This is a genomic window from Oenococcus oeni (genome assembly GCF_020510245.1).
Taxonomy (GTDB): domain Bacteria; phylum Bacillota; class Bacilli; order Lactobacillales; family Lactobacillaceae; genus Oenococcus; species Oenococcus oeni.
This window is the reverse complement of sequence record NZ_CP084701.1, coordinates 989,866-1,010,525: the sequence shown is the minus strand read 5'-3', so window position 1 is coordinate 1,010,525 and position 20,660 is coordinate 989,866. Positions and strand designations below refer to the sequence as shown.

22 protein-coding genes are annotated in these 20,660 nt (G+C 36.6%); 20 read left to right on the top strand and 2 right to left on the bottom strand.

Going from position 1 to position 20,660, the window contains the following annotated elements; genetic code table 11:
* Positions 1–20 precede the first annotated feature (20 nt).
* The 13 genes from der (at position 21) to topA (ending at position 11,759) form a co-directional block, all read left to right on the top strand.
* Entirely contained in the window at positions 21–1,349 is a 1,329-nt protein-coding gene (der, locus tag J3U91_RS05340; RefSeq protein ID WP_002820457.1) for a ribosome biogenesis GTPase Der, read from the top strand.
* 164 nt (positions 1,350–1,513) lie between these two features.
* Positions 1,514–1,789, top strand: coding sequence for an HU family DNA-binding protein (locus tag J3U91_RS05335; RefSeq protein ID WP_002820455.1), 276 nt, complete (start codon positions 1,514–1,516; stop codon positions 1,787–1,789).
* Between the two features lie 48 nt (positions 1,790–1,837).
* Complete coding sequence (locus J3U91_RS05330) at positions 1,838–3,079, top strand: tetratricopeptide repeat protein (RefSeq protein WP_002820454.1); 1,242 nt, start codon at positions 1,838–1,840, stop codon at positions 3,077–3,079.
* Positions 3,079–4,278, top strand: a complete 1,200-nt coding sequence (locus J3U91_RS05325; protein WP_002820452.1) for a CCA tRNA nucleotidyltransferase — start codon at positions 3,079–3,081, stop codon at positions 4,276–4,278. Before J3U91_RS05330 ends, J3U91_RS05325 begins: the two co-directional genes overlap by 1 nt.
* Positions 4,244–4,756 (top strand): dihydrofolate reductase, encoded by a 513-nt coding sequence (locus J3U91_RS05320; protein ID WP_002820451.1) that lies wholly within the window; start codon positions 4,244–4,246, stop codon positions 4,754–4,756. The genes J3U91_RS05325 and J3U91_RS05320 overlap by 35 nt, the downstream gene beginning before the upstream one ends.
* 8 nt (positions 4,757–4,764) lie before the next feature.
* Positions 4,765–5,613, top strand: coding sequence for a DegV family protein (locus J3U91_RS05315; protein ID WP_002820449.1), 849 nt, complete (start codon positions 4,765–4,767; stop codon positions 5,611–5,613).
* A gap of 11 nt (positions 5,614–5,624) precedes the next feature.
* On the top strand, positions 5,625–6,524 hold the full coding sequence (locus tag J3U91_RS05310; protein ID WP_002820448.1) for an SGNH/GDSL hydrolase family protein: 900 nt from the start codon (positions 5,625–5,627) through the stop codon (positions 6,522–6,524).
* A complete protein-coding gene (locus J3U91_RS05305; protein WP_002820446.1) occupies positions 6,509–7,093 on the top strand; it encodes a YpmS family protein in 585 nt (194 codons plus the stop codon). Before J3U91_RS05310 ends, J3U91_RS05305 begins: the two co-directional genes overlap by 16 nt.
* A complete protein-coding gene (locus J3U91_RS05300; RefSeq protein WP_002817141.1) occupies positions 7,090–7,320 on the top strand; it encodes a YozE family protein in 231 nt (76 codons plus the stop codon). The genes J3U91_RS05305 and J3U91_RS05300 overlap by 4 nt, the downstream gene beginning before the upstream one ends.
* Positions 7,317–8,165 (top strand): ribosome biogenesis GTPase YlqF, encoded by an 849-nt coding sequence (gene ylqF, locus J3U91_RS05295; protein ID WP_002820444.1) that lies wholly within the window; start codon positions 7,317–7,319, stop codon positions 8,163–8,165. Before J3U91_RS05300 ends, ylqF begins: the two co-directional genes overlap by 4 nt.
* Positions 8,166–8,167: 2 nt before the next feature.
* Positions 8,168–8,797: a ribonuclease HII gene (locus J3U91_RS05290; RefSeq protein WP_002820443.1), complete on the top strand. Its 630-nt coding sequence runs from the start codon at positions 8,168–8,170 to the stop codon at positions 8,795–8,797.
* Between the two features lie 29 nt (positions 8,798–8,826).
* Positions 8,827–9,714, top strand: a complete 888-nt coding sequence (dprA, locus tag J3U91_RS05285; RefSeq protein WP_002820442.1) for a DNA-processing protein DprA — start codon at positions 8,827–8,829, stop codon at positions 9,712–9,714.
* Positions 9,715–9,749: 35 nt separating this feature from the next.
* A complete protein-coding gene (gene topA / locus J3U91_RS05280; RefSeq protein ID WP_002820441.1) occupies positions 9,750–11,759 on the top strand; it encodes a type I DNA topoisomerase in 2,010 nt (669 codons plus the stop codon).
* A gap of 50 nt (positions 11,760–11,809) precedes the next feature.
* On the opposite strand, the gene J3U91_RS05275 is transcribed toward topA, so the two are convergent.
* Entirely contained in the window at positions 11,810–12,082 is a 273-nt protein-coding gene (locus tag J3U91_RS05275) for a hypothetical protein (protein ID WP_002820440.1), read from the bottom strand.
* 136 nt (positions 12,083–12,218) lie between these two features.
* On the opposite strand from J3U91_RS05275, the gene xerC reads away from it, so the two are divergent.
* Positions 12,219–13,142 carry a tyrosine recombinase XerC gene (gene xerC / locus J3U91_RS05270; RefSeq protein ID WP_002817147.1) on the top strand — a complete coding sequence of 308 codons (924 nt, stop codon included), beginning with the start codon at positions 12,219–12,221 and terminating at the stop codon, positions 13,140–13,142.
* Entirely contained in the window at positions 13,135–14,028 is an 894-nt protein-coding gene (locus J3U91_RS05265) for an aldose 1-epimerase family protein (protein ID WP_002820437.1), read from the top strand. The genes xerC and J3U91_RS05265 overlap by 8 nt, the downstream gene beginning before the upstream one ends.
* Here the strand turns inward: J3U91_RS05265 and plsY are convergent.
* The gene (plsY, locus tag J3U91_RS05260) at positions 14,011–14,634 is read right to left on the bottom strand and encodes a glycerol-3-phosphate 1-O-acyltransferase PlsY (protein WP_002820435.1); all 624 of its coding nucleotides are present in this window, start codon (positions 14,632–14,634) and stop codon (positions 14,011–14,013) included. The genes J3U91_RS05265 and plsY overlap by 18 nt on opposite strands.
* An 81-nt stretch (positions 14,635–14,715) precedes the next feature.
* Between plsY and parE the strand changes: the two genes are divergently transcribed.
* The 5 genes from parE to rpsN all read left to right on the top strand — a co-directional run bounded on the left by parE (position 14,716) and on the right by rpsN (position 20,619).
* Complete coding sequence (parE, locus tag J3U91_RS05255; protein WP_002820434.1) at positions 14,716–16,740, top strand: DNA topoisomerase IV subunit B; 2,025 nt, start codon at positions 14,716–14,718, stop codon at positions 16,738–16,740.
* Positions 16,740–19,175, top strand: coding sequence for a DNA topoisomerase IV subunit A (gene parC / locus J3U91_RS05250; RefSeq protein WP_002820433.1), 2,436 nt, complete (start codon positions 16,740–16,742; stop codon positions 19,173–19,175). Before parE ends, parC begins: the two co-directional genes overlap by 1 nt.
* Positions 19,168–20,088 (top strand): manganese-dependent inorganic pyrophosphatase, encoded by a 921-nt coding sequence (locus J3U91_RS05245; protein ID WP_002820432.1) that lies wholly within the window; start codon positions 19,168–19,170, stop codon positions 20,086–20,088. Before parC ends, J3U91_RS05245 begins: the two co-directional genes overlap by 8 nt.
* Positions 20,089–20,185: 97 nt before the next feature.
* Positions 20,186–20,350, top strand: a complete 165-nt coding sequence (gene rpmG / locus J3U91_RS05240) for a 50S ribosomal protein L33 (RefSeq protein WP_002820431.1) — start codon at positions 20,186–20,188, stop codon at positions 20,348–20,350.
* The gene (gene rpsN / locus J3U91_RS05235) at positions 20,350–20,619 is read left to right on the top strand and encodes a 30S ribosomal protein S14 (protein WP_002816321.1); all 270 of its coding nucleotides are present in this window, start codon (positions 20,350–20,352) and stop codon (positions 20,617–20,619) included. Before rpmG ends, rpsN begins: the two co-directional genes overlap by 1 nt.
* Positions 20,620–20,660: the final 41 nt, after the last annotated feature.

The window sequence follows — 20,660 nt, the reverse complement described above, 5'->3', positions numbered from 1 at the left end:
TTTTCTGTATGCTTATAAGGATGAGTAAAAAATATACAATTGCAATAGTTGGAAGACCGAATGTTGGAAAATCAACTTTATTTAATCGAATCGTTGGTACGAGAAAAGCAATCGTGAATGACATATCTGGAGTAACCCGTGACCGTTTGTACGAAAAGGCTGAGTGGAATGGCAGCGAATTTTCCGTCATCGATACTGGTGGAATATCCGCATCAAACGATGTTTTTATTAAAGAGATTAAGGAACAGGCCGAATTAGCAATCAAAGAGGCTGATGCGATTATTTTTGTTGTCGACGGTCATAATGGTATTACCAAGGATGATCAATTAGTCGCGAAAGTTCTTTATAGATCAAAACAACCGATTTACTTGGCGGTAAATCACTTGGATAATATCGAACAGCATGATTTAATCTATGATTTTTACTCGCTTGGACTTGGCGATCCATACCCAATCTCTGCTGTTCACGGCAATGGAGTTGCTGATTTGTTGGATGATATTGTCGATGCTTTTAAAAACGGGACCAATGGTGGAGTATCTGATCAGGATCAGGAAGATCAAATTAAAATCGCAATTATTGGTCGTCCGAATGTTGGAAAATCATCAATTTTTAATTCTTTAATTAAACGAAATCGTTCAATTGTTAGTGATATTCAAGGAACAACTCGTGATACGGTAGACTCGCAGTTTGAAGACAACCAAGGAAATGTTTTTACGATTAGCGATACGGCCGGTATCAGAAAATCTGGAAAAGTGATCGAGAGTACCGAAAAGTATGCTGTTTTAAGGGCACAGATGGCAATTGAAAGTGCTGATGTAATTTTAGTAGTAATCGATGCTTCAACCGGAATTCAAGATCAAGATAAACACATTGCCGGTCTTGCAACCGAAGAAGGCCGGGCTGTCGTGATTGTTGTCAATAAATGGGACGCAATCGAAAAAGATAATTATTCTATGAAACAGTTTACGGAACAAATTCGGGAAGAATTCAAGTTTTTGGATTATGCACCGATTATGTTTGTTTCCGCTAAAACGAACCAAAGACTAGATCAAATTCCTGAAATGGCTATTAAAGTTGATAATAACCATAAAATGAGAATTCAATCTTCAATTCTCAATCAAACGATTCTTGATGCAATTGCACTTCATCCGACACCGACAAAAAACGGTAAACGTTTGCGTGTCTATTATGCAACAGAGGTTGCTGTTGCTCCTCCAACTTTTGCTATTTTCGTTAATGACCCGGAACTAATGCATTTTAGTTATGAAAGATATTTGGAGAATCAGATTCGTAAAAATTTCGATTTTGCCGGAACACCAATTCGTTTAAGAATTCGCGCAAGGAAATAGCTGACTGTTTTTTTGCTTTTTCTGTGACAAACAGGTTACAATTCGCGCTACGACGGGCTTTTGAAGCATTTTTTTAACTTTTCATGGCTATTTTGTGTTAAATTTTTATTAGTGAAATGCATGGTAGCCGTGAATTTTACAAAAATAATAAACAGGAGAAATTAATGGCAAATAAGCAAGAACTAGTTGATTCAGTTGCAAAGGCAACTGATCTGACCAAAAAAGATGCAACGGCTGCAGTTGATGCAGTTTTTGATTCAATTGCAAGTTATTTGAAAAAAGGCGAAAAAGTTCAGTTGATTGGCTTTGGTAACTTCGAAGTTCGTGATCGCGCAGCTCGCACAGGCCGTAATCCACAAACTGGTGCTGAGATTAAAATCCCTGCATCGAAAGTTCCGGCATTTAAACCTGGTAAAGCCTTAAAGGACACTGTTAAGTAATCATATACAAACCAGTCAAATCGACTGGTTTTTTATTAGAATTGATTTATGGCTAATTACTCGAAACAAATCTTACAAAATATTGCCGATTCCAAATTCAATAATCAGAATCTAATAAATAAAGCGCTTGCCAATGACTCAGAAAATGAATTAATCGATTTAACCGAATCCTTAATTTCTCAAGGTTTTATTGATGATGCTAAAAGTATATTAGAAAACTTGAATGAAAAAGACAATAAAAATGATCAGATTAATCTTGATCTTGCTGAAATATATCTCGACGAAGGGAATGACGATCAAGCTCTTGACTACTTAGACAAAATAGAACAAAAAAGTTCTTTATATTTGTCTGCACAAATTGATAAAGCTGATTTATATGAGTCCGAGGGTCTGACCGAATCAGCCGAAGGAGTTCTACTGGATTTGCAAAACATTAGTAGTGACCCAATCGTTCGTTTTGCTTTGGCAGAATTTTATGATGCCGAAGGAGAGAATGGCAAATCTGCCCAGCTATATGACTACCTGATTAATCAGGGACATGAATTAATTAATAAGATAAACTTACACGCGCGTTTAGCGATGGCCCTTGCTTCAAATGGAGAATTCGAAGAATCGATCACTGAATTTCAAAAAGTTGGACTGAAAAATTTGTCCAGCAAAGAAATTAGTAGTTTGGCACAGGCTTACTTTCAATCAGGTGATCGGGAAAAATCACAACAACTAATCGAAGAAAATATTGATCATCAGGAAGCCAGCCTTGATGATTACTTGAATTTGGCTTCCATTTATGAAAAACAGGGAAATTCAAAAGAACAGCTTCGCACCCTCCAACTAGCAAAGAGTTTCGATCCTTTCAATTTGCTTGCTCGTTTTAAATTAGCATTACTCCAAAGTGATCTTGGTGACTATACTGCCTCCAACAAAGAGCTTCATTTCATAATTAAAAAAGATCCATCGCAAACTAACGCGATTAGTCTGCTTGCATATAATTTTCTTCAAGAAAAGGAATATGATCAGACGATCAGTTTGATTAATCGGCATATTGAAGACGATGAGATTGACCAGCATTATTTATGGTATTTAGGCCTTGCTTATTTTAATTCTGACCAACAAAAACAGGCAGAAAAATCTTTTGAACGAGTTGATGAATATTTTTCCGAAGAACCATCTTTTCTTAAGGACGCTTTTTTTGTTTTTAAAACTACCAATATCGAGAGAGCTCGAAATTATTTAAAAAAATATTTGCAAATTGTTCCGGAAGATTTTGAAATGGAAAGTTATCTACTTTAATGATAATTGAATTAACAAATGAATTTAAAGAAGCGATTCCTGTATTGAATTGTTTGGAAAATCATGGTTATCAAGCTTACTTTGTTGGTGGATCGGTTCGTGATGCCATCCTTAGAAGACCTATTCACGATGTTGACATTACGACTGATGCTTTGCCAAACGAAATGAAAAGGATTTTTAAAACGGCAGATAATTACGCTGGTGAAAAACATGGTACTGATTTAGTTTTTTTGAACGGGAAAAAATATGAAGTCACAACTTTTCGGATCGACGGTAAATATTTGGACAATCGTCATCCAAAAAACGTATCGTTCACGAAAAATTTAAAAGAAGATTTATCAAGACGCGATTTTACAATTAATGCTTTTGCGATGAACCAAGAAGGAGAACTTTTTGATTATTTTTCAGGTCTTAATGATTTAAAAAAGAAAATAATTAGAACAGTAGGAGATGCAAAACAGCGTTTTTCAGAAGACGCTCTAAGAATTCTTCGCGCTTTTCGTTTTTCCAGCCAGCTTGATTTTAAAATCGAAGAAGAAACCTTGAGAGCAAGTCAAATGATTAAAGAAAATTTGAATGATATTGCTACAGAACGAATTTTTGTTGAATTTTCAAAATTACTGGCCGGGAAAAATCCTCAAAGATCTCTGAGACAAATGTATGATTTGGGAATTGTTGATTTTTTGCCAGGACATGAACTAATTACAGATCAATCGGATTTATTCAGGAATTACATTGGAATTCAATCATCGAGCCACGCAATTAACTGGACCAGATTCATTTTTTTTAGTAATCTAAGGGAATCTAGTTTAACAAAATATCTCGGTAGTTGGAAAATGAGCAATCAATTGAAGAAGCAAATTTTTAAATCAATTAATTTGTTGGAAAAGGACAAACCAAGCAAACTTGATTTATTCGATGCTGGTTTGGAAATATCAATTGCGTTGTCGGCGATTAAAAGAGATGACAGAAATAATTTATTAAGTGATTATGAAAACTTAGCAATACATGATCTTTCCGAACTCGATATCAACGGTATCGATCTGAAAAATATTGGAATTCCGGTTGGGCCGATCTATGGAAAAATTATTGAAGATTTAAAAGAAAAGGTTATTCTTGGAAAAATCAATAACAATAAGCAAAGATTGTTGAAGGAGGCAAAGGATGATTACATCAATATGGGCACAATCAAAAAATAATGTAATTGGCAGAAACAATCACTTGCCATGGTCCCTACCGGATGATCTTAAATTTTTTCGCCAGGAAACTAAAAATAAGGCAGTGGTAATGGGTCGAAAAACCTATGAGTCTTTTGGTTCAAAAGCATTGCCAAAACGTTTAAACATTATTTTAACTTCCAATATGGATTTTAAGAGCAACGATCCGGAGGTAAAAATCGTGCATTCTCCAATCGAGGCTGTCAATACAGCAAAAGAACAGCATTTACCCCTTTATGTAATAGGAGGAGCCAGCGTTTACGAAAGTTTTATGAATATGGCTGATCGGTTATTGATTACTTTGGTTGATGCTAATATTAAAGGAGACACATTTGCACCAAATTTTAGTGAAAAGTCTTTTAGTTTAGTTTCCCAATGTCATCATGCTCAAGATAAGAAACACGCTTATTCTTTTGATTTTCTGACTTATGAGAGGAAAAATAAAAGCGATCAAGTATAATTTTAGTTATGTCAATAATTAAAATTGTTACCGACTCTTCAGCCGCCCTAACGGACGAAGAAATAAAAAAATATGATATTGGTGTTGTTCCATTACAAGTTTTAATTAACGATCACAATTATTTGGATGGTGTCGATATATCTCGAAACGAGTTTTTTAAGAAAATGGAAATGGCCAGAAAGCTTCCTGCTTCAAGCCAACCGGCGGTAATAAATTTTTATGATACTTACGAAAGCATTTTAAGAAAGAATCCAGAAGCCCAAATCCTCAGTATTCATCTTAGCGGTGGTTTGTCTGGTACTGGTCAAACAGCCGCGACGGTGGCAAAAGATTTTAGTGGGAAGGTTATTTTTCTTGATTCGCATTCAATCGATCGTGGTCTCTCTTTTCAAGTTTTAGCAGCGGCAAGAATGGTTCAAGAAGGAAAGACTATCGAAGAAATAATCTCTCTTCTCACGAAAATAAAAAATCAAACCAAAATTTTTCTCAGTCTCGAATCCTTAAAAAATCTGATTGCCGGAGGCAGGATCAGTCGTGCTTCTGGTTTAGTTGGTTCCTTGCTAAACATTAAAGTCGGCCTTGAATTTATTGATGATTCGATCAAAACAATTTCCAAGGGCCGCGGCGAAAAATCGATTAGTAAATTTTATGATCAAGTTATTGATGGAATGCAAAAATTAAAGAAAATATACTCAATCGGGGTTTCGCATGTTGATGCCGATCCAGAAGCCAAGGAGCTCTCGAATCGTTTGAGAAAACTTTTCCCGAATACCCCATTGGTTATGCTTGGCACCTCGCCAATTGTTGCTACTCATACCGGAATTGGCACACTTTGTATTTTGTATTACGGTGAATAAATAGTATATCTATGAAAGTTTTTTTAAAAATTTTAACAGCGATAGTTCTTGGATTTATCGGTGTTTTTGTAATTTCGATTATTTTAACGCCGAAAAGCAATAATGACGCAAAGCAGGAAAGCAGTCAAAACATTACGGTTGTTTTTTTGGGTGATTCACTAACTTATGGTGTCGGTGATACTGCGGGAAAACACGGATATACAGGACGGGTAATGAAACTTCTCAAGAAAACCTATCCTCAATATAAGTTTTCCTCATACGACTTCGGAAAGCCAGGCGACCGTTCTGATCAAATTTTAAAAAGAATTAATCAGTCATCAGAGCAGCAACGACTATTAAAAAAAGCCGATTTAGTAATAATGACCGTCGGAGGAAATGATTTAAGGCAGGAATTATTAAAGAATGTTGATACAAAAAGTGCCAGTAGTTTAACTAGTTCCGTGAAAAAGAGTAGTGCCAAATACGAGACATCTTTGAAAAATTTATTGAAAAGAGTTGCCGTCTTAAGAAAAAGCAAATCATCACTTTTTATTTTTGGTAACTACAATCCAACTTTTGTTAATATGGCGAGCAGAAAAGACATTAATCAAGATGTGAAACTTTATAATGCAATAAACAAAAAGTTGGTAAAGCAACAGACTAATGGATACTACATATCGATTTTCCGCCAATTAACTTATGGACAGTATCAAACAAGCAAACAAATCAAGAAATTAACCAGCGAGGATTTGATTGCAAACGGTAAAGTCGGAAACAGGACGCAAAAGTCAGTTTTATCCGGAAGCATTAAAATAAAGAATGATTACATTTCTCAGGCCGATCATTTTCACCCGAATAACTTGGGTTACGATTATATGGCAAAAGAACTTTTCAAGGCAGTAAATAGTAATAATATATGGCAAAAGAAATAAAAATTAAAAAAAACAAATGGTTTTTGGCTTTTTGGTCATTATTAGCAATTATTTTAATAATGGTTTTTTCCATATTTTTTGCCCTTTTCAGTGATAGCTACCAATCGAAAGATTCGCGCTCATCGATTCAAGATAGTGATGCAACTTTTAATGTTGTGCTGACTAGAAAACAAGTGAATGCTATTTCGGCCAAGTTTTTGAAGGAACAAAAAATAAAAAACCTATCAATTTCGGCCGATTCCAAACAAGTTTATGTATATGGAGATATAAAGTTTCTTGGGTCTAAACTCAATGTTGGAGTTATTTTCGATCCAAGCGTAACAAAAAACGGTAACGTTCTACTAAAAGCGAAAAAATTAGTAGCTGGTTCTATGCCATTGCCTATCGGCACAGTAATGAGTTACATCAAAGCAACAACCGATCTACCGAGTTTTATCGGCATTGATTCTTCCAAAAAAGATATTTCTATAAATCTGGCGAAGATGAAGACGGGTAAATTGTTAGCTTTTAAGGCTAAAACAATTAATCTTCCCGAAAATAAAATAATTTTTCAAGGTGGTTTAAAATGAGAAGTCGAGGTTTTTACGAGTGGTTAATGACACAGAGAAAACCAGAAAATGCGGATGAAGTTCAAGAATTTGCGAATGCAGCTTTTTTTGATTCGGAATTTCCTAAACAGTCACAGAATTTTGATGAAATCTCAAAATATTTGGAAGAAAATGCTCCCTATTTAATGAGCATGGAAGTATTCGACGAAGCTTGGCGGCGTTTTCTTGCTTCAGAGGAGGAATTATGACACAACAAATTCAATGGTTCCCGGGCCATATGGCAAAAACGATTCGCGAAATTGGCGAACAAATGAAATTAGTCGATTTTAGTTTGGAAATCGTCGATGCCCGTGCTCCTCAGACAACTCAAAATCCACAAATTATGGAGATGATCGCTGTTAAACCGGTTTTTCTTGTTTTAAATAAAATCGATTTAGCCGATCCTCGCCAAGTAACAAAATTCATTAACAAAAATAAAGATAAATTTTCCGGTATTCTCACTACTGATGCAAAAATGGGTGTCCTTTCGAAGGATTTTCTTCGTCAATTGAAAAATAATTCTTTTTTTGCCGATTTGTCGAAAAATAATACTGCCGCTAATTTAAAAGCATTAGTCGTTGGCACACCAAATGTTGGCAAATCAACTTTTATTAACCATTTAGCCGGCAAAAACATTGCTAGAACAGCCAATAAACCTGGAGTTACTCATTTTCTATATTGGATTAGAACTCGTTATAATCTTGTTTTTTTGGATACACCTGGATTGCTTTGGCCAAAATTTGAAGATCAGGAAATTGCTACAAAGATTGGAATTCTGGGGGGTATTAAAGATAATCTGCTGGCTTCCGACGATTTAGCTCTTTGGTTAATTTCTTTTCTTCAAAAAAATTATCCGACCGCAATCGCGACCCGTTATAAAATAAGCCATTTTCCTTTGGATAATCCAATCGCTGCTTTGATGTCTATTACGAGCCAGCTAGGATTGAGACAAGATTTTGAAAGTGCCAGTCAGCGTTTGATCAATGATTTTAGAAGCGGGAAATTTGGTTTGATATCACTTGATTTTTATGGTGATGATTATTTAGATAATTAGTTATGAAATTAGAGGAAATAATTGATTCTTTCCGGATTCGTTTTAAATTTGAAAATGAATTAAATGACGAAGGATATCAAATTATTGCTGGAATCGATGAAGTTGGAAGAGGCTGTGTTGCAGGGCCGGTCGTGGCCTGTTCTTGCATTTTGCCAGCCAATTTTAATGTATCCGAAACATATGATTCGAAGCGTTTCAATAAAAGACAAAGATTTTTATTGGAAGAAGAAATCAAAAAAACATCCTGTCTTTTTGCCTTTGGTGAAGCTTCCGTAACGGAAATAGATCTAATAAATATATATCAGTCTGCCAGATTAGCTATGAAAAGATCAGTTATGAATCTTTTGCAAATGCCTGATGCTTTGCTAATTGATGCAATGGCTGTTGATTTAAATTTAAAACAGCTCAAAATTATTCACGGCGATCAATTATCCAATTCAATTGCGGCTGCTTCAATTTTGGCCAAGTGTCATCGTGACCGAATTATGATTAAAATGGCCGAAAAATACCCTGAATACGGTTTTGAACGCAACGTTGGGTATTTGACAAGTGAAGCAAAGAAAGCGCTTTTAGAATACGGAATTACACCGATTCATCGAAAAACTTTTGCTCCAATTTCAAAACTGATTTAAATATTCGTATCAAACAAGTAGGAGGCAATATGAAATTACGCGATTACTTGTTTGTTTTGCATGCTGTTTTAAAGACACCTCAGCAAGAACATTATTTTTATAAGTACATACTAAACAATCAAATGTCTGAAAACGATCTTCCTTTGAGCCAAGGAGATTTTACCGATTTATTGGGTAAATATGAAAATTATCAGTTTTTGCAGGGAACAGTCGTTAATGAATATAAAACTTTTCTAGAAGATTTTATCAATGAATATGAGAAATATCGTAGTTTAAATTTTCTGGCTATTTGTGATAGAGAATATCCCAAACAATTAAAAGAAATTTACCAGGCACCGATTATTTTATTTTATGAAGGAAGTCTTAATCTTCTTAATTCGCCGATGATAACAATTGTTGGTACACGAACAATGACTAATTACGGCAAAAAAATATTAGAGGAATTTGTACCGAAAATAATTGATTCCGGAATCGCTGTTGTTTCCGGTTTGGCAAAAGGAATTGATGCTTATGCCCATCAACTTGCTTTGGAAAAACAAGGAACGGCAATCGCCGTTATCGGAAATGGTACCAATATTAGTTATCCAGCCGAAAACCAGTCAATCCAAAAACGAATCATTTCCGATGGTTTGTTGTTATCCGAATATTTTCCGAAAAGTCGTCCGAAGCAGTATCATTTTCCGGCTAGAAACAGAATTCTGGCTGGTCTAACTTCTGCGACGCTAGTCGTTGAGGCAAAGGAAAGATCGGGTAGTTTAATAACTGCCGCTTATGCCACACAGGAGAATCGGAATGTTTTGGCCATTCCGGGAGATTTAAACCGGAACAATTCAAATGGAACAAATCAATTGATTGCCGACGGGGCAAAGGCCGTTTTAAAAATCGATGACATTTTAAACGAAATAATTTGTTACTGATTTAGAAACTTGACAGCTAGTGTAGACTGTTATTCGTGGTAACTAAAAAGAAAAAAGCAAAGAAGTTAGTAATTGTAGAAAGTCCGGCTAAAGCCCGTACAATTGAAAATTATTTGGGAAGGGATTACGAAGTTTTGGCTTCGATGGGCCATATTCGTGATTTGCCAAAATCACAGTTGGGTGTAGATACCGAACATAATTACGAACCAAAATATATCAATATTCGTGGGAAAGCGCCATTAATAAATTCCTTAAAAAAAGCCGCCAAATCAGCCTCGGCTGTCTATGTAGCTTCTGATCCGGATCGAGAGGGTGAAGCGATAGCTTGGCATTTGGGACATATTCTTGGTTTACCCGATGGTGGAAAAAACCGAGTAACTTTTAATGAAATAACGAAACCAGCCGTCAAAGAAGCTTTTAAACATCCCCGCGGAATCGAACAGGACTTGGTAGATGCCCAACAGGCACGTCGTGTTTTGGACCGTTTGGTTGGGTATTCGATTAGTCCGATTTTATGGCAAAAAGTCAAAAGGGGACTATCGGCAGGCCGTGTCCAATCAGTTGCGCTCGGCTTGATTCTTGATAAAGAAAAAGAGATAGCCGCTTTTGTTCCAAAGGAATATTGGAGTTTAAATGCCAATTTCAAAGCTGGTAAACATGAGTTTTCAGCCGAATTTTACGGTACCGATGGGAAAAAGGTTAAATTAGATAATCAAAAATCGGTTTCCAAAATCTTAAAGAGAATCGATAGCAGCAAAGATTTTAAGATTACCGATATTTCTACAAAAGAATCAAAGCGAAATGCTCCCAATCCATTTACAACTTCTTCTCTTCAGCAAACAGCCAACTCGCAATTGAATTATCATGCGCGAAAAACAATGCAGATAGCTCAGGGACTTTATGAAGGTATTAGTTTGCCAAAAATCGGTCACGTTGGTTTAATCACCTATATGCGTACCGATTCAACTCGACTATCGGAAACAGCTCAAGAAATGGCCAAAAAATTCATTGTCGATAAATTCGGCAAAGAATATTATCATCGCCATAATGTTGTTAAAAAGTCGGAAAATGTTCAGGATGCGCATGAAGCGATCCGGCCGACAGATGCCGAAAGAACACCGGAATCGTTAAAAGAAATTCTGACTCGCGATCAATATCGTTTATACAATCTAATCTGGTCTCGTTTTATCGCCAGCCAGATGTCTGAACAAAAACTTGAAAATCAATCTCTGATGATTGAACAAAACAAAACTGTTTGGCGCGCTACCGGAATTAAGGTTCTTTTCGAAGGATGGACAATGGCTTTAAAAACGTCTTCGACAAAAAATAATATTTTGCCGGCACTTAAAATTGGTGATCTCGTTCAAATGGTGAATAATCTTCCGGAACAGCATTTTACTCAGCCACCGGCTCGATATACTGAGGCTAGTTTAATCAAAGCATTGGAAGAACTTGGAGTAGGGCGTCCGTCGACTTACGCTCCGACAATGGATACAATTCAACGCAGAGGATATATCGGTTTCGATCAAAAGAAAATTGTACCGACTGATTTGGGAGATATTGTCCAGGATGTTGTTGTTAAATCATTTCCAGAGGTAACAGACAAACAATTTACTTCAAAGATAGAAGACGAACTGGATAAGGTTGAGACCGGGAATGTTAAGTGGCAAAAAGTTATTGATGAATTTTACAAGCCATTCAGCAAAGAGGTTGATGCAGCTATAGAAAATCTTGAAAAGGTTCCGATTTATGATCGAATTGCACCTGAGTTATGCGATATTTGTGGCAGCTTAATGGTTATACGTCGTTCGAGAAGAGGAGAATTTTATGCTTGTTCTCGTTTTCCTGATTGTCACGGTACAAAATCAATCGTTGAAGAAATCGGCATGAAATGTCCAAAATGTGGGATTGGCGAAGTTGTTATCAAACGGACAAAACGGGGACGCATTTTTTATGGTTGTTCTCGTTTTCCTGATTGTGATTTTGCAAGTTGGACCAAACCTAAAAAAAACGAAGAAACTGAAGAAAACAATGAAACAAAGTAAAAAAATTCTGTTTGTGGAACAAAACAGAATTTTTTGTAAATATTTCTTAGCTATTTGTTCATGGTTCTGGAAGTGAAGGGAGTTTGTCCTTTTTTCATATTTATTGCCTTATTGTTGGAGACTCTTTTTGTAGACAAATTGGCAGAAATTTCTGCATTTATTTTCATTCTATCGATAAAGTTGATTTGACTAATTAAAATTCGATCACATAAATTAATGAGCGAGCGTCTCAAATTCGTTAAAACAACCTGAATATTTTCTCGCCAAAGTTCGCTGCTCAGACGAATATTTTCAATTGGATTGATAATTGATCTTTTTTCCATTTTATTCCTTTAAAAATCAGTCTAAATGAGGAATGATGACCAAATATGATATTAGAGAACGTTTAAATGTTTTTATGAATTTATAAGATAATACTTCAGCCTGCGGTTTTTCGTATCTAAAAACTATACTTAAAATATGAATCAGATTACTTCAACAATGAAGAAGTATGAAGAATATCTGCAAGCAGAACGCCAATACTCTACTCTGACTCTCAAAGCTTATCGCGAAGATATAGGCGAATTTGTTAATTTCTTTTCTCAGAATGGCGGATTCAAGGATTTTTCGGCTATTGATCGATTTGATGTCCGGATTTATTTGAATAATTTATACGAAAGGAAATTAGCTAAAACATCTATAGCACGAAAAATATCAAGTTTAAGAAGTTTTTATCATTTTTTGATCGAAAACAGTTTGGCCAAAAAAAATCCATTTGCAAACATTGAATTTCGTTCTAGCAACAAGAAGTTGCCAGAATTTTTATATCCAGCGGAAGTTATCGAATACCTCAGAGCAGCAGCCGACCCGCAAAATGATCAGTATCTTAGGAACTCTGCCTTAATAGAGTTACTATATGCGACTGGGATGAGAATATTTGAAATTACAAATTTGACTTTTTCTCAAATAGATTTTAATAGCCAAATCGTTGACATTACAGGAAAAGGGAAGAAACAAAGAATCATTCCTTTTGGAAAACCAGCCCTGGCGTCTCTAAAACAATATCTTCCCTGGCGTGAGAAGACAATGCAGAAATTTTCGGAAAAGCACTCCTATATTTTTATAAATACCCGTGGCAGACAATTAACTGAAACCGGTGCCGAGTATATTTTAAAACAGGTATCAAAAAGGTCTAAACTAACCGCCAACATTCATCCTCATATGCTTAGGCACTCCTTTGCAACCCATTTATTGAATAACGGTGCCGATATCAGAACCGTCCAAGAACTGCTGGGCCATGCAAGTTTATCGACAACGCAAATATACACGCATATCACGACTGAAAATCTCCAGGAAAACTACAAAAAATTCTTTGATCGGGCTAAAATTAGACATGATGAATGATTACAAAATTACTAATAAATTTTTAACCGTAACCGTTACGGAAACTGGTGCCGAGTTAACATCGGTCAAAGCAAATAATGGCGGCTATGAATACTTATGGCAGGCTGATCCAAAAATTTGGAAAAGACATGCGCCGATTCTGTTTCCAAACGTCGGTCGCTTAAAAGATGATTCTTATACCTTTAATGGTGTCAAATATCATTTGCCTCAACATGGCTTTGCTCGCGATATGAAATGGGACTTAATCGATAAAAGCAGCAGCAAATTGATTTTCCAACTAGAATCTAATGAAGATACTTTATCCAAATATCCCTTTAAATTCGTCCTTCAGGCTGTTTATGAATTAAAAAATTTTGAATTAAAAGTTAACTATATAGTTAAAAACACAGACAATAAAAAAACGATATTTTCAATCGGTGGTCATCCTGCTTTTAATGCCAATTTTAAAAATACAAGCATTTCCGCTAATCAAAGGGAGTTTGATCGTTATACTTTAAACGGCAATTATTTAAATCCTTCACCGATTGGAAAAATTAATTTTTCATATGCTCATAAAATCTCTCGATCGGATTTTCTTAATGATGCACTTATATTGAAAGCTGATAAAGATTTGACCGAATTATTTCTTCAGACGAATGTTCCCGATTCAGAATCAGACGAAAAACAGTTGGAGCGCAGCACACGAATTGCTGTTGCCGGAAAGAACTTAAAGTTTTTTTGTATTTGGTCGAAGAATGATGAAAAGGCTGATTTTGTTGCAATTGAACCATGGTGGGGGGTTGCCGATACAATTAACAGCAACCAAAGATTAGAGAATAAATTTGGTAGTAATTCGCTGTCAGCGGGACAAAAAGAAAATTTTGAATATTCAATGAGTTTTCTTTGAAAACCAATAATTAAGGCCAAAGGGTATCTTTGATTCTGTTCCTTTTCTAATTCTTTTCAAGTTTTCGCGATGAGCATAAAGCATAACAATAGTTGAAATTATTCCAAAAATCGAAAGAAAATAGTCGCCGAGAAAAAAGAAGGCATACAAAGTTCCGAGAACAAAAGTAGTAATTGAAGCAACACTCATCATTGAAGTAAGCAAAAGCGTAATTAATATAACTGCTAGGCAAAACAGGAAAAATTGCCAGTTGTAGCCAAGAATCACTCCAGCCGATGTTGCGACTGCTTTGCCTCCATGAAAATGCATAAAAATTGAAAAACAGTGGCCAAGAACCGCAAAAATTCCGATGAATAATGGATTAATTGCTGTAAAGCCAAAAAAAACAGGTAATAACGTTGCAACCACGCCTTTAAGAATATCGAGAAACATCACCAGAATACCTGGAGCTACACCGAGAGTTCGAAATGCATTGGTCGTGCCGACGTTTCCAGAACCGAGATCGAGAATATCTTTGTGATATAAATACTTGCCAATCCAATAGCCGGACATCATCGATCCAATTAAATAGGCAAGAATAATAAATATAATCGTTTTAAAAACCACTTAATTATTATAGCTTTCAAGACAGTAGACTTGCAAAAAAGAGCTTAAATAGTGTATCTTTACAGACTGATAGACGAATGAATGTTCGCCCGGATTTTATTTATGACGAAAAAAAAAGAAATTTCTTACAATGAATCAGATATAAAAATTTTAGAAGGCCTTGAAGCTGTTCGGGTTCGCCCAGGCATGTACATCGGTTCAACAGATACGCGTGGACTTCACCACTTGGTTTGGGAGATTGTCGATAATGCTGTTGATGAAATTCTTGCCGGTTATGGTGACTCAATCAAAGTAATAATCCATCAGGATAATTCAATTACAGTCGTTGATCACGGCCGTGGTATGCCGGTTGGTATGCATGCTTCAGGTAAGCCGACTCCCGAAGTTATTTTGACCGTTCTCCATGCCGGAGGAAAATTTGGTCAAGGTGGTTATAAAACGGCTGGTGGCCTTCACGGCGTCGGGTCATCTGTCGTGAATGCACTTTCAGAACGTTTGACTGTTGAAATAAATCGTGACGGCTACAAATATAGAGAAAATTTTGAAAACGGTGGAAAACCGGTCGGAAGCTTAAAGAAAATTGGTAAAACCAAGGATCAAACTGGAACAACAATCACTTTTAAGCCGGATCCAACAATTTTTTCGACAACTGTTTATAAATTTCAAACTATCGCTGATCGTTTGCGGGAATCGGCTTTTCTCCTTAAGGGAATTAAAATAACTTTGATTGATGAACGACCGGATCCGCAAATTATTGAAGAATACCAGTATAAAGATGGAATTAAGAAATTTGTCGACTATTTAAACGAGGGTAAAGCTGTTATCGGCAAAGTTATGTATTTCGACGGGGAACAACAAGGCATTGAGGTTGAAGTTGCCGCCCAATATAATGATGGTTATTCAGAGACACTACTTTCTTTTGTTAACAACGTCCGGACTCCTGATGGCGGAACTCATGAAACAGGAATGAAAGTTGCTTGGACAAAGGCTTTTAACGACTATGCCAGAAAAGCCGGTCTTTTAAAAGAAAAAGATCCCAATTTCGATGGTTCGGATGTTCGTGAAGGTCTTTCGGTTGTGATCAACTTGCGAGTTCCTGAAAATATTCTTCAATTCGAAGGCCAGACGAAGGAAAAACTTGGAACAATCGAAGCACGATCAGCCGTTGGTTCTGTAATCGAGGAACAACTTGGTCGCTATTTAATGGAGAACGGAGACTTTGCTCAAAATCTCGTTCGAAAAGCTTTGCGGGCTCGTGAAGCAAGGCAGGCGGCTCGTAAAGCTCGCGACGAATCGCGATCCGGTAAAAAGAAAAAAGGAAAAGAATTCCTGCTTTCCGGAAAACTGACTCCAGCTCAGTCAAAGGATGCTTCAAAAAAAGAATTGTTTCTTGTCGAAGGTGATTCTGCCGGCGGTTCTGCTAAACAAGGGCGTTCACGAAAATTTCAGGCTGTTTTGCCGCTTCGCGGAAAAGTTCTGAATACAGAAAAGGCCGGTTTGGAAGAACTTTTAAAAAATGAAGAGATCAGCACAATGATTTATACAATTGGTGCCGGTGTCGGTACAGATTTCAACATCAAAGATGCTGCCTATAATAAAGTCATCATTATGACCGATGCTGATGATGATGGTGCTCATATTCAGACATTGTTATTGACTTTCTTTTATAAATATATGCGTCCTTTGGTTGAGGCTGGTCGAGTGTATATTGCATTGCCGCCTTTATATAAAGTCACCTCAGGGGCGAAGAAAAATAAAAAAGAGGAATTTGCCTGGACAAACGAAGAACTCGCTGAATTAACAAAAAAAGCTGCGCGGGGATATACGATTACGCGTTATAAGGGACTTGGTGAGATGGATGCAAACCTTTTGTGGGAAACAACTATGGATCCGGATCAAAGAACTTTGATCAGAGTCAAAATCGAAGATGCGGCCTTGGCCGAAAAAAGAGTCACAATTCTGATGGGCGATCAAGTGGCTCCGCGCCGCAAATGGATCGAAGATAACGTTGCGTTTTCTTTGGATGAAGCCGGATCAATTCTCGATACAGTAAACGGAAACGATGGCACTTATCATCCGGGATTAGATAAAAAGGAGGCGAACTAATGACTGACGAGTCACGAATTCAAGAACTAAGCCTTGAAGATGTTATGGGTGAGCGTTTTGGCCGCTATTCAAAATACATCATTCAAGAAAGAGCTCTACCGGATATCAGAGATGGTTTAAAACCGGTTCAAAGAAGAATTCTTTTTGCTATGAATGAAGATGGCAACACCTATCAACATGCTTATAGAAAATCGGCGAAAGCAGTTGGCAACGTAATGGGTAATTACCATCCACATGGTGACTCATCGATTTATGACGCCTTAGTCCGCATGAGTCAAAACTGGAAAATGCGGGAACCTTTAATTGATATGAACGGCAATAATGGTTCGATCGACAATGATCCGCCTGCAGCCATGCGTTATACCGAGGCAAGACTTTCCATGATTGCCGGCGATATGTTAACGGATCTTGATCAACAGGCTGTTGATATGGTACTGAATTTCGATGACACGCGCTACGAGCCGACCGTTCTGCCAAGCCGAATCCCAAATTTACTGGTTAATGGCGCTTCAGGAATCTCCGCCGGTTATGCAACTGAAATTCCGCCTCACAATTTAGGCGAAGTAATTAACGCTTTGATTTACCTATTATCACATCCCGCTGCTTCTTTAGAGGATTTGATGAAATATGTAAGTGGACCAGATTTTCCTACCGGAGGTATTATCCAGGGATTGGACGGTATCAAAAATGCATATACAACTGGTCGAGGAAAAGTCTATTTGCGAGCCAAAACAGAAATAAAACAGCTTAGAGCCGGTAAGAAACAAATTGAGATTACTGAGCTCCCCTATGAGGTTAATAAATCGGAACTTGTTGCCCGTATAGATGAAATTCGTCTTAACAAAGACGTTAACGGAATTACGGAAGTACGGGATGATACAAGTCGTGAAGGTTTGTTAATCGCAATTGAGCTTTCAAAAGATGCTAATGCTGAAGGCATTTTGGATTATTTGTTTAAAAAAACCGATTTGCAAATTGCCTACAATTTTAATATGACTGCTATCAATAAGCAAAGACCTGTTTCTGTTGGTCTCAAACAGGCTCTATCGGCTTTTCTGGATTTTCGTAAAGAAGTTATTCGTCGAAGAACCGAGTTTGAATTAAAAAAAGCTCAAGCTCGTCAAGAAATTGTCGAGGGTTTGATTAAAATGTTAAGTATTCTCGATGAAGTTGTTGCAACTATCAGAGCGTCTGAAAGTCGCAAAAATGCCAAAGAGAATTTAATCAAAAAATTCCAATTCAGCGATCCTCAAGCTGAAGCAATCGTTACCTTACAACTCTATCGTTTGACGAATACGGATGTCGTTGCCTTACAAAATGAACACGATCGGCTGACGAAGCAAATTTCCGAATTCAATTCAATTCTAAAAGAAACAAAAGAATTGAATAAGGTCCTTAGGAACGAATTAAAGGAGATTGAAAAAAAATATTCCAATCCAAGGCGAAGCCAAATACAAACAGAGGTTAGTCAACTGAAAATCGATACTGCCGTAATGATTGCCAACGAGGACGTGATTGTTCAAATCACGAAAAATGGTTACGCAAAGAGAGCTTCTTTTCGCTCATACAAGGCTACTGATGATAATGGATTAACCGATGATGATTATCCGGTCTATTTGGCTAAAGTTAATACATTAAGCAGTCTATTTATTTTTACCAATAAGGGTAATCTGATTTATCGTCAGGTTTATGAACTTGCTGATACTAAGTGGAAAGATGTTGGCGAACACTTATCACAAGAAATTTCCGGATTGGCCGAAGATGAAATCGTAATCAAAGTTTTTGATTTTAAGGATCTAAAACAAACGGGAACCTTTGTCTTTACCAGCAGTGATGCTTTTGTTAAGCAAGTTGATAAAAATGCATTAAATCCGACCAAATATTATAAAAAAAGAGCCAGTAAGGCAATTGCAATAAAAGGAAAAAACGTTTTGGTTTCTGTTACTTTTGCTGCTTCACAAAATCATTTGGTTGTTATGGCTACTCAAAAAGGATATCTTTATAAGTTTCCAATTGGCGAGATAGCCTTAATGACAGCCAAATCATCCGGAGCTAAGCCTGCAAAAATTTCAAAAAAAGATAGAATTGTTTCAATGGATTTAATTGATTCGGAAGATTTAATGGTACTTATGAGTGATCGCGGGCATTCCAAAATTATTAATCCGCTTGAGATACCTATTTCAACAGTGAACTCGGTTCAAAAAGCGGAAACGATTTTTATGGCCGACGAAATAATCGGTGGGACACAGGCAATTTCCCGATCAAAAAAAAGCGAACTTCAAGCAATAACGAATGATAACCAAGTGATTGATTTTTCTGTTAATCCGAATAATATTTCCGGATTGGACGATGAATTCAAACGCAAGGTCAAAGTTAATAAAAATAGTATGATTGTAAAGGTTAGATTAAAACAAGAGGTAATTGAAAATGGCTAAGGAATTAGTTTTTGGGCATCAAAATCCCGATACGGATGCTATTGCCGCTGCTATCGCGGCATCTTATTATTTAAATCAAAAGGGAATGGATACAGAAGCAGTTGCTTTAGGAAAAACAAACGACGAAACAAATTTTGTTCTCGATTATTTTTCTGTAGAAGCTCCGAGAGTGATTGAAAAAGCAGATACTAAAGAAGTTGTTTTGGTTGATCATAATGAAACAGCTCAGTCCGTTTCGAATATTGAAGATTTGACTGTTACTCATGTTTTTGATCATCATAAAATTGATTTCAAAACGAGTTCACCTTTGTTTTACCACGCAGAAGCGCTTGGTTCTACTTCGACTATTTTGTATGGATTTTTCAAAAAAGATGGAATCGAGATTCCAAAAAAGATTGCAGGTTTAATGCTTTCCGGATTGATTTCAGATACTTTGCTATTGAAAAGTCCAACAACAACTAATGTTGATCGCGATGTGATCGGAAAATTAGCGTCAATTGCTGGAGTCGACGATGTAAATGCTTATGGCCTTAACTTATTAAAAGCCGGTACTAATCTATCAAAGAAAAGTGAACAGGATTTGATCGACGGAGATGCCAAGACCTTTAAATTTGCCGGAAAAACTTTCAGGATCGGCCAAGTCAATACGGTTGATATTCCAAGTGTACTGGAACGTAAAGAAGCTCTTAAAAAAGCAATAATTGCCGAAAACGAAAAACAAGGTTTCGATGGTTTTCTTTTTGTGATTACCGATATTCTTAATTCAAATTCAAAAGCTCTTTATTATGGTTCAGAGCCTGATAAAATTGCTTCTGCTTTTAACGGAAAATTTGTGGACGATTCGATTGATCTTCCAGGGGTCGTTTCACGAAAGAAACAGATTGTCCCACCTTTAACTGATCTGTTTCACTGATAAATATACAAATTGCACTTTACAAGTATTTTATGCTTGTGTATAATGTTTATTTGTACTGAATTGACTTTGATTAATATACTATTTAGGAGAAAACATGGCAGGTAAAGGACAAAGGGATCACGTAATTCTTGGCAATGATCAAACAGGTGAACGTATTTATTTGACGAGTAAGAATCGCCGTAATACACCTGATCGTCTTGTTTTGAAAAAATACTCACCAAAGCTACATAAAGTTGTTGAGTTTAAGGAGGTGAAGTAATGGCTAAGAAGTCTAAGATTGAAAAAGAAAAAAGAATTGAAGCAACTGTTGCAAAGTACGCTGCAAAACGCGCGGCTTTAAAAGCTGCTGGTGACTATCAGGGCCTTGCAAAGCTTCCTCGCGATGCATCGCCGGTTCGCGCTCATCATCGTGATTTGACTGATGGCCGTCCTCACGCATATATGCGTGCTTTTGGACTGAGTCGTTTAAATTTCCGTCAGTTAGCTCACAAGGGACAAATTCCTGGTGTTAGAAAAGCTAGTTGGTAAAATTTTTGTTGTTTTTTATAAATGAACTAATAAACTAAAAG

Excerpts from the sequence above, each read along its gene's own strand:
- der (WP_002820457.1), top strand. The coding sequence starts at position 21 with ATGAGTAAAAAATATACAATTGCAATAGTTGGAAGACCGAATGTTGGA.
- J3U91_RS05335 (WP_002820455.1), top strand. The coding sequence starts at position 1,514 with ATGGCAAATAAGCAAGAACTAGTTGATTCAGTTGCAAAGGCAACTGAT.
- J3U91_RS05330 (WP_002820454.1), top strand. The coding sequence starts at position 1,838 with ATGGCTAATTACTCGAAACAAATCTTACAAAATATTGCCGATTCCAAA.
- J3U91_RS05325 (WP_002820452.1), top strand. The coding sequence starts at position 3,079 with ATGATAATTGAATTAACAAATGAATTTAAAGAAGCGATTCCTGTATTG.
- J3U91_RS05320 (WP_002820451.1), top strand. The coding sequence starts at position 4,244 with ATGATTACATCAATATGGGCACAATCAAAAAATAATGTAATTGGCAGA.
- J3U91_RS05315 (WP_002820449.1), top strand. The coding sequence starts at position 4,765 with ATGTCAATAATTAAAATTGTTACCGACTCTTCAGCCGCCCTAACGGAC.
- J3U91_RS05310 (WP_002820448.1), top strand. The coding sequence starts at position 5,625 with ATGAAAGTTTTTTTAAAAATTTTAACAGCGATAGTTCTTGGATTTATC.
- J3U91_RS05305 (WP_002820446.1), top strand. The coding sequence starts at position 6,509 with ATGGCAAAAGAAATAAAAATTAAAAAAAACAAATGGTTTTTGGCTTTT.
- J3U91_RS05300 (WP_002817141.1), top strand. The coding sequence starts at position 7,090 with ATGAGAAGTCGAGGTTTTTACGAGTGGTTAATGACACAGAGAAAACCA.
- ylqF (WP_002820444.1), top strand. The coding sequence starts at position 7,317 with ATGACACAACAAATTCAATGGTTCCCGGGCCATATGGCAAAAACGATT.
- J3U91_RS05290 (WP_002820443.1), top strand. The coding sequence starts at position 8,168 with ATGAAATTAGAGGAAATAATTGATTCTTTCCGGATTCGTTTTAAATTT.
- dprA (WP_002820442.1), top strand. The coding sequence starts at position 8,827 with ATGAAATTACGCGATTACTTGTTTGTTTTGCATGCTGTTTTAAAGACA.
- J3U91_RS05275 (WP_002820440.1), bottom strand. The coding sequence starts at position 12,082 with ATGGAAAAAAGATCAATTATCAATCCAATTGAAAATATTCGTCTGAGC.
- xerC (WP_002817147.1), top strand. The coding sequence starts at position 12,219 with ATGAATCAGATTACTTCAACAATGAAGAAGTATGAAGAATATCTGCAA.
- J3U91_RS05265 (WP_002820437.1), top strand. The coding sequence starts at position 13,135 with ATGAATGATTACAAAATTACTAATAAATTTTTAACCGTAACCGTTACG.
- parE (WP_002820434.1), top strand. The coding sequence starts at position 14,716 with ATGTTCGCCCGGATTTTATTTATGACGAAAAAAAAAGAAATTTCTTAC.
- parC (WP_002820433.1), top strand. The coding sequence starts at position 16,740 with ATGACTGACGAGTCACGAATTCAAGAACTAAGCCTTGAAGATGTTATG.
- J3U91_RS05245 (WP_002820432.1), top strand. The coding sequence starts at position 19,168 with ATGGCTAAGGAATTAGTTTTTGGGCATCAAAATCCCGATACGGATGCT.
- rpmG (WP_002820431.1), top strand. The coding sequence starts at position 20,186 with ATGGCAGGTAAAGGACAAAGGGATCACGTAATTCTTGGCAATGATCAA.
- rpsN (WP_002816321.1), top strand. The coding sequence starts at position 20,350 with ATGGCTAAGAAGTCTAAGATTGAAAAAGAAAAAAGAATTGAAGCAACT.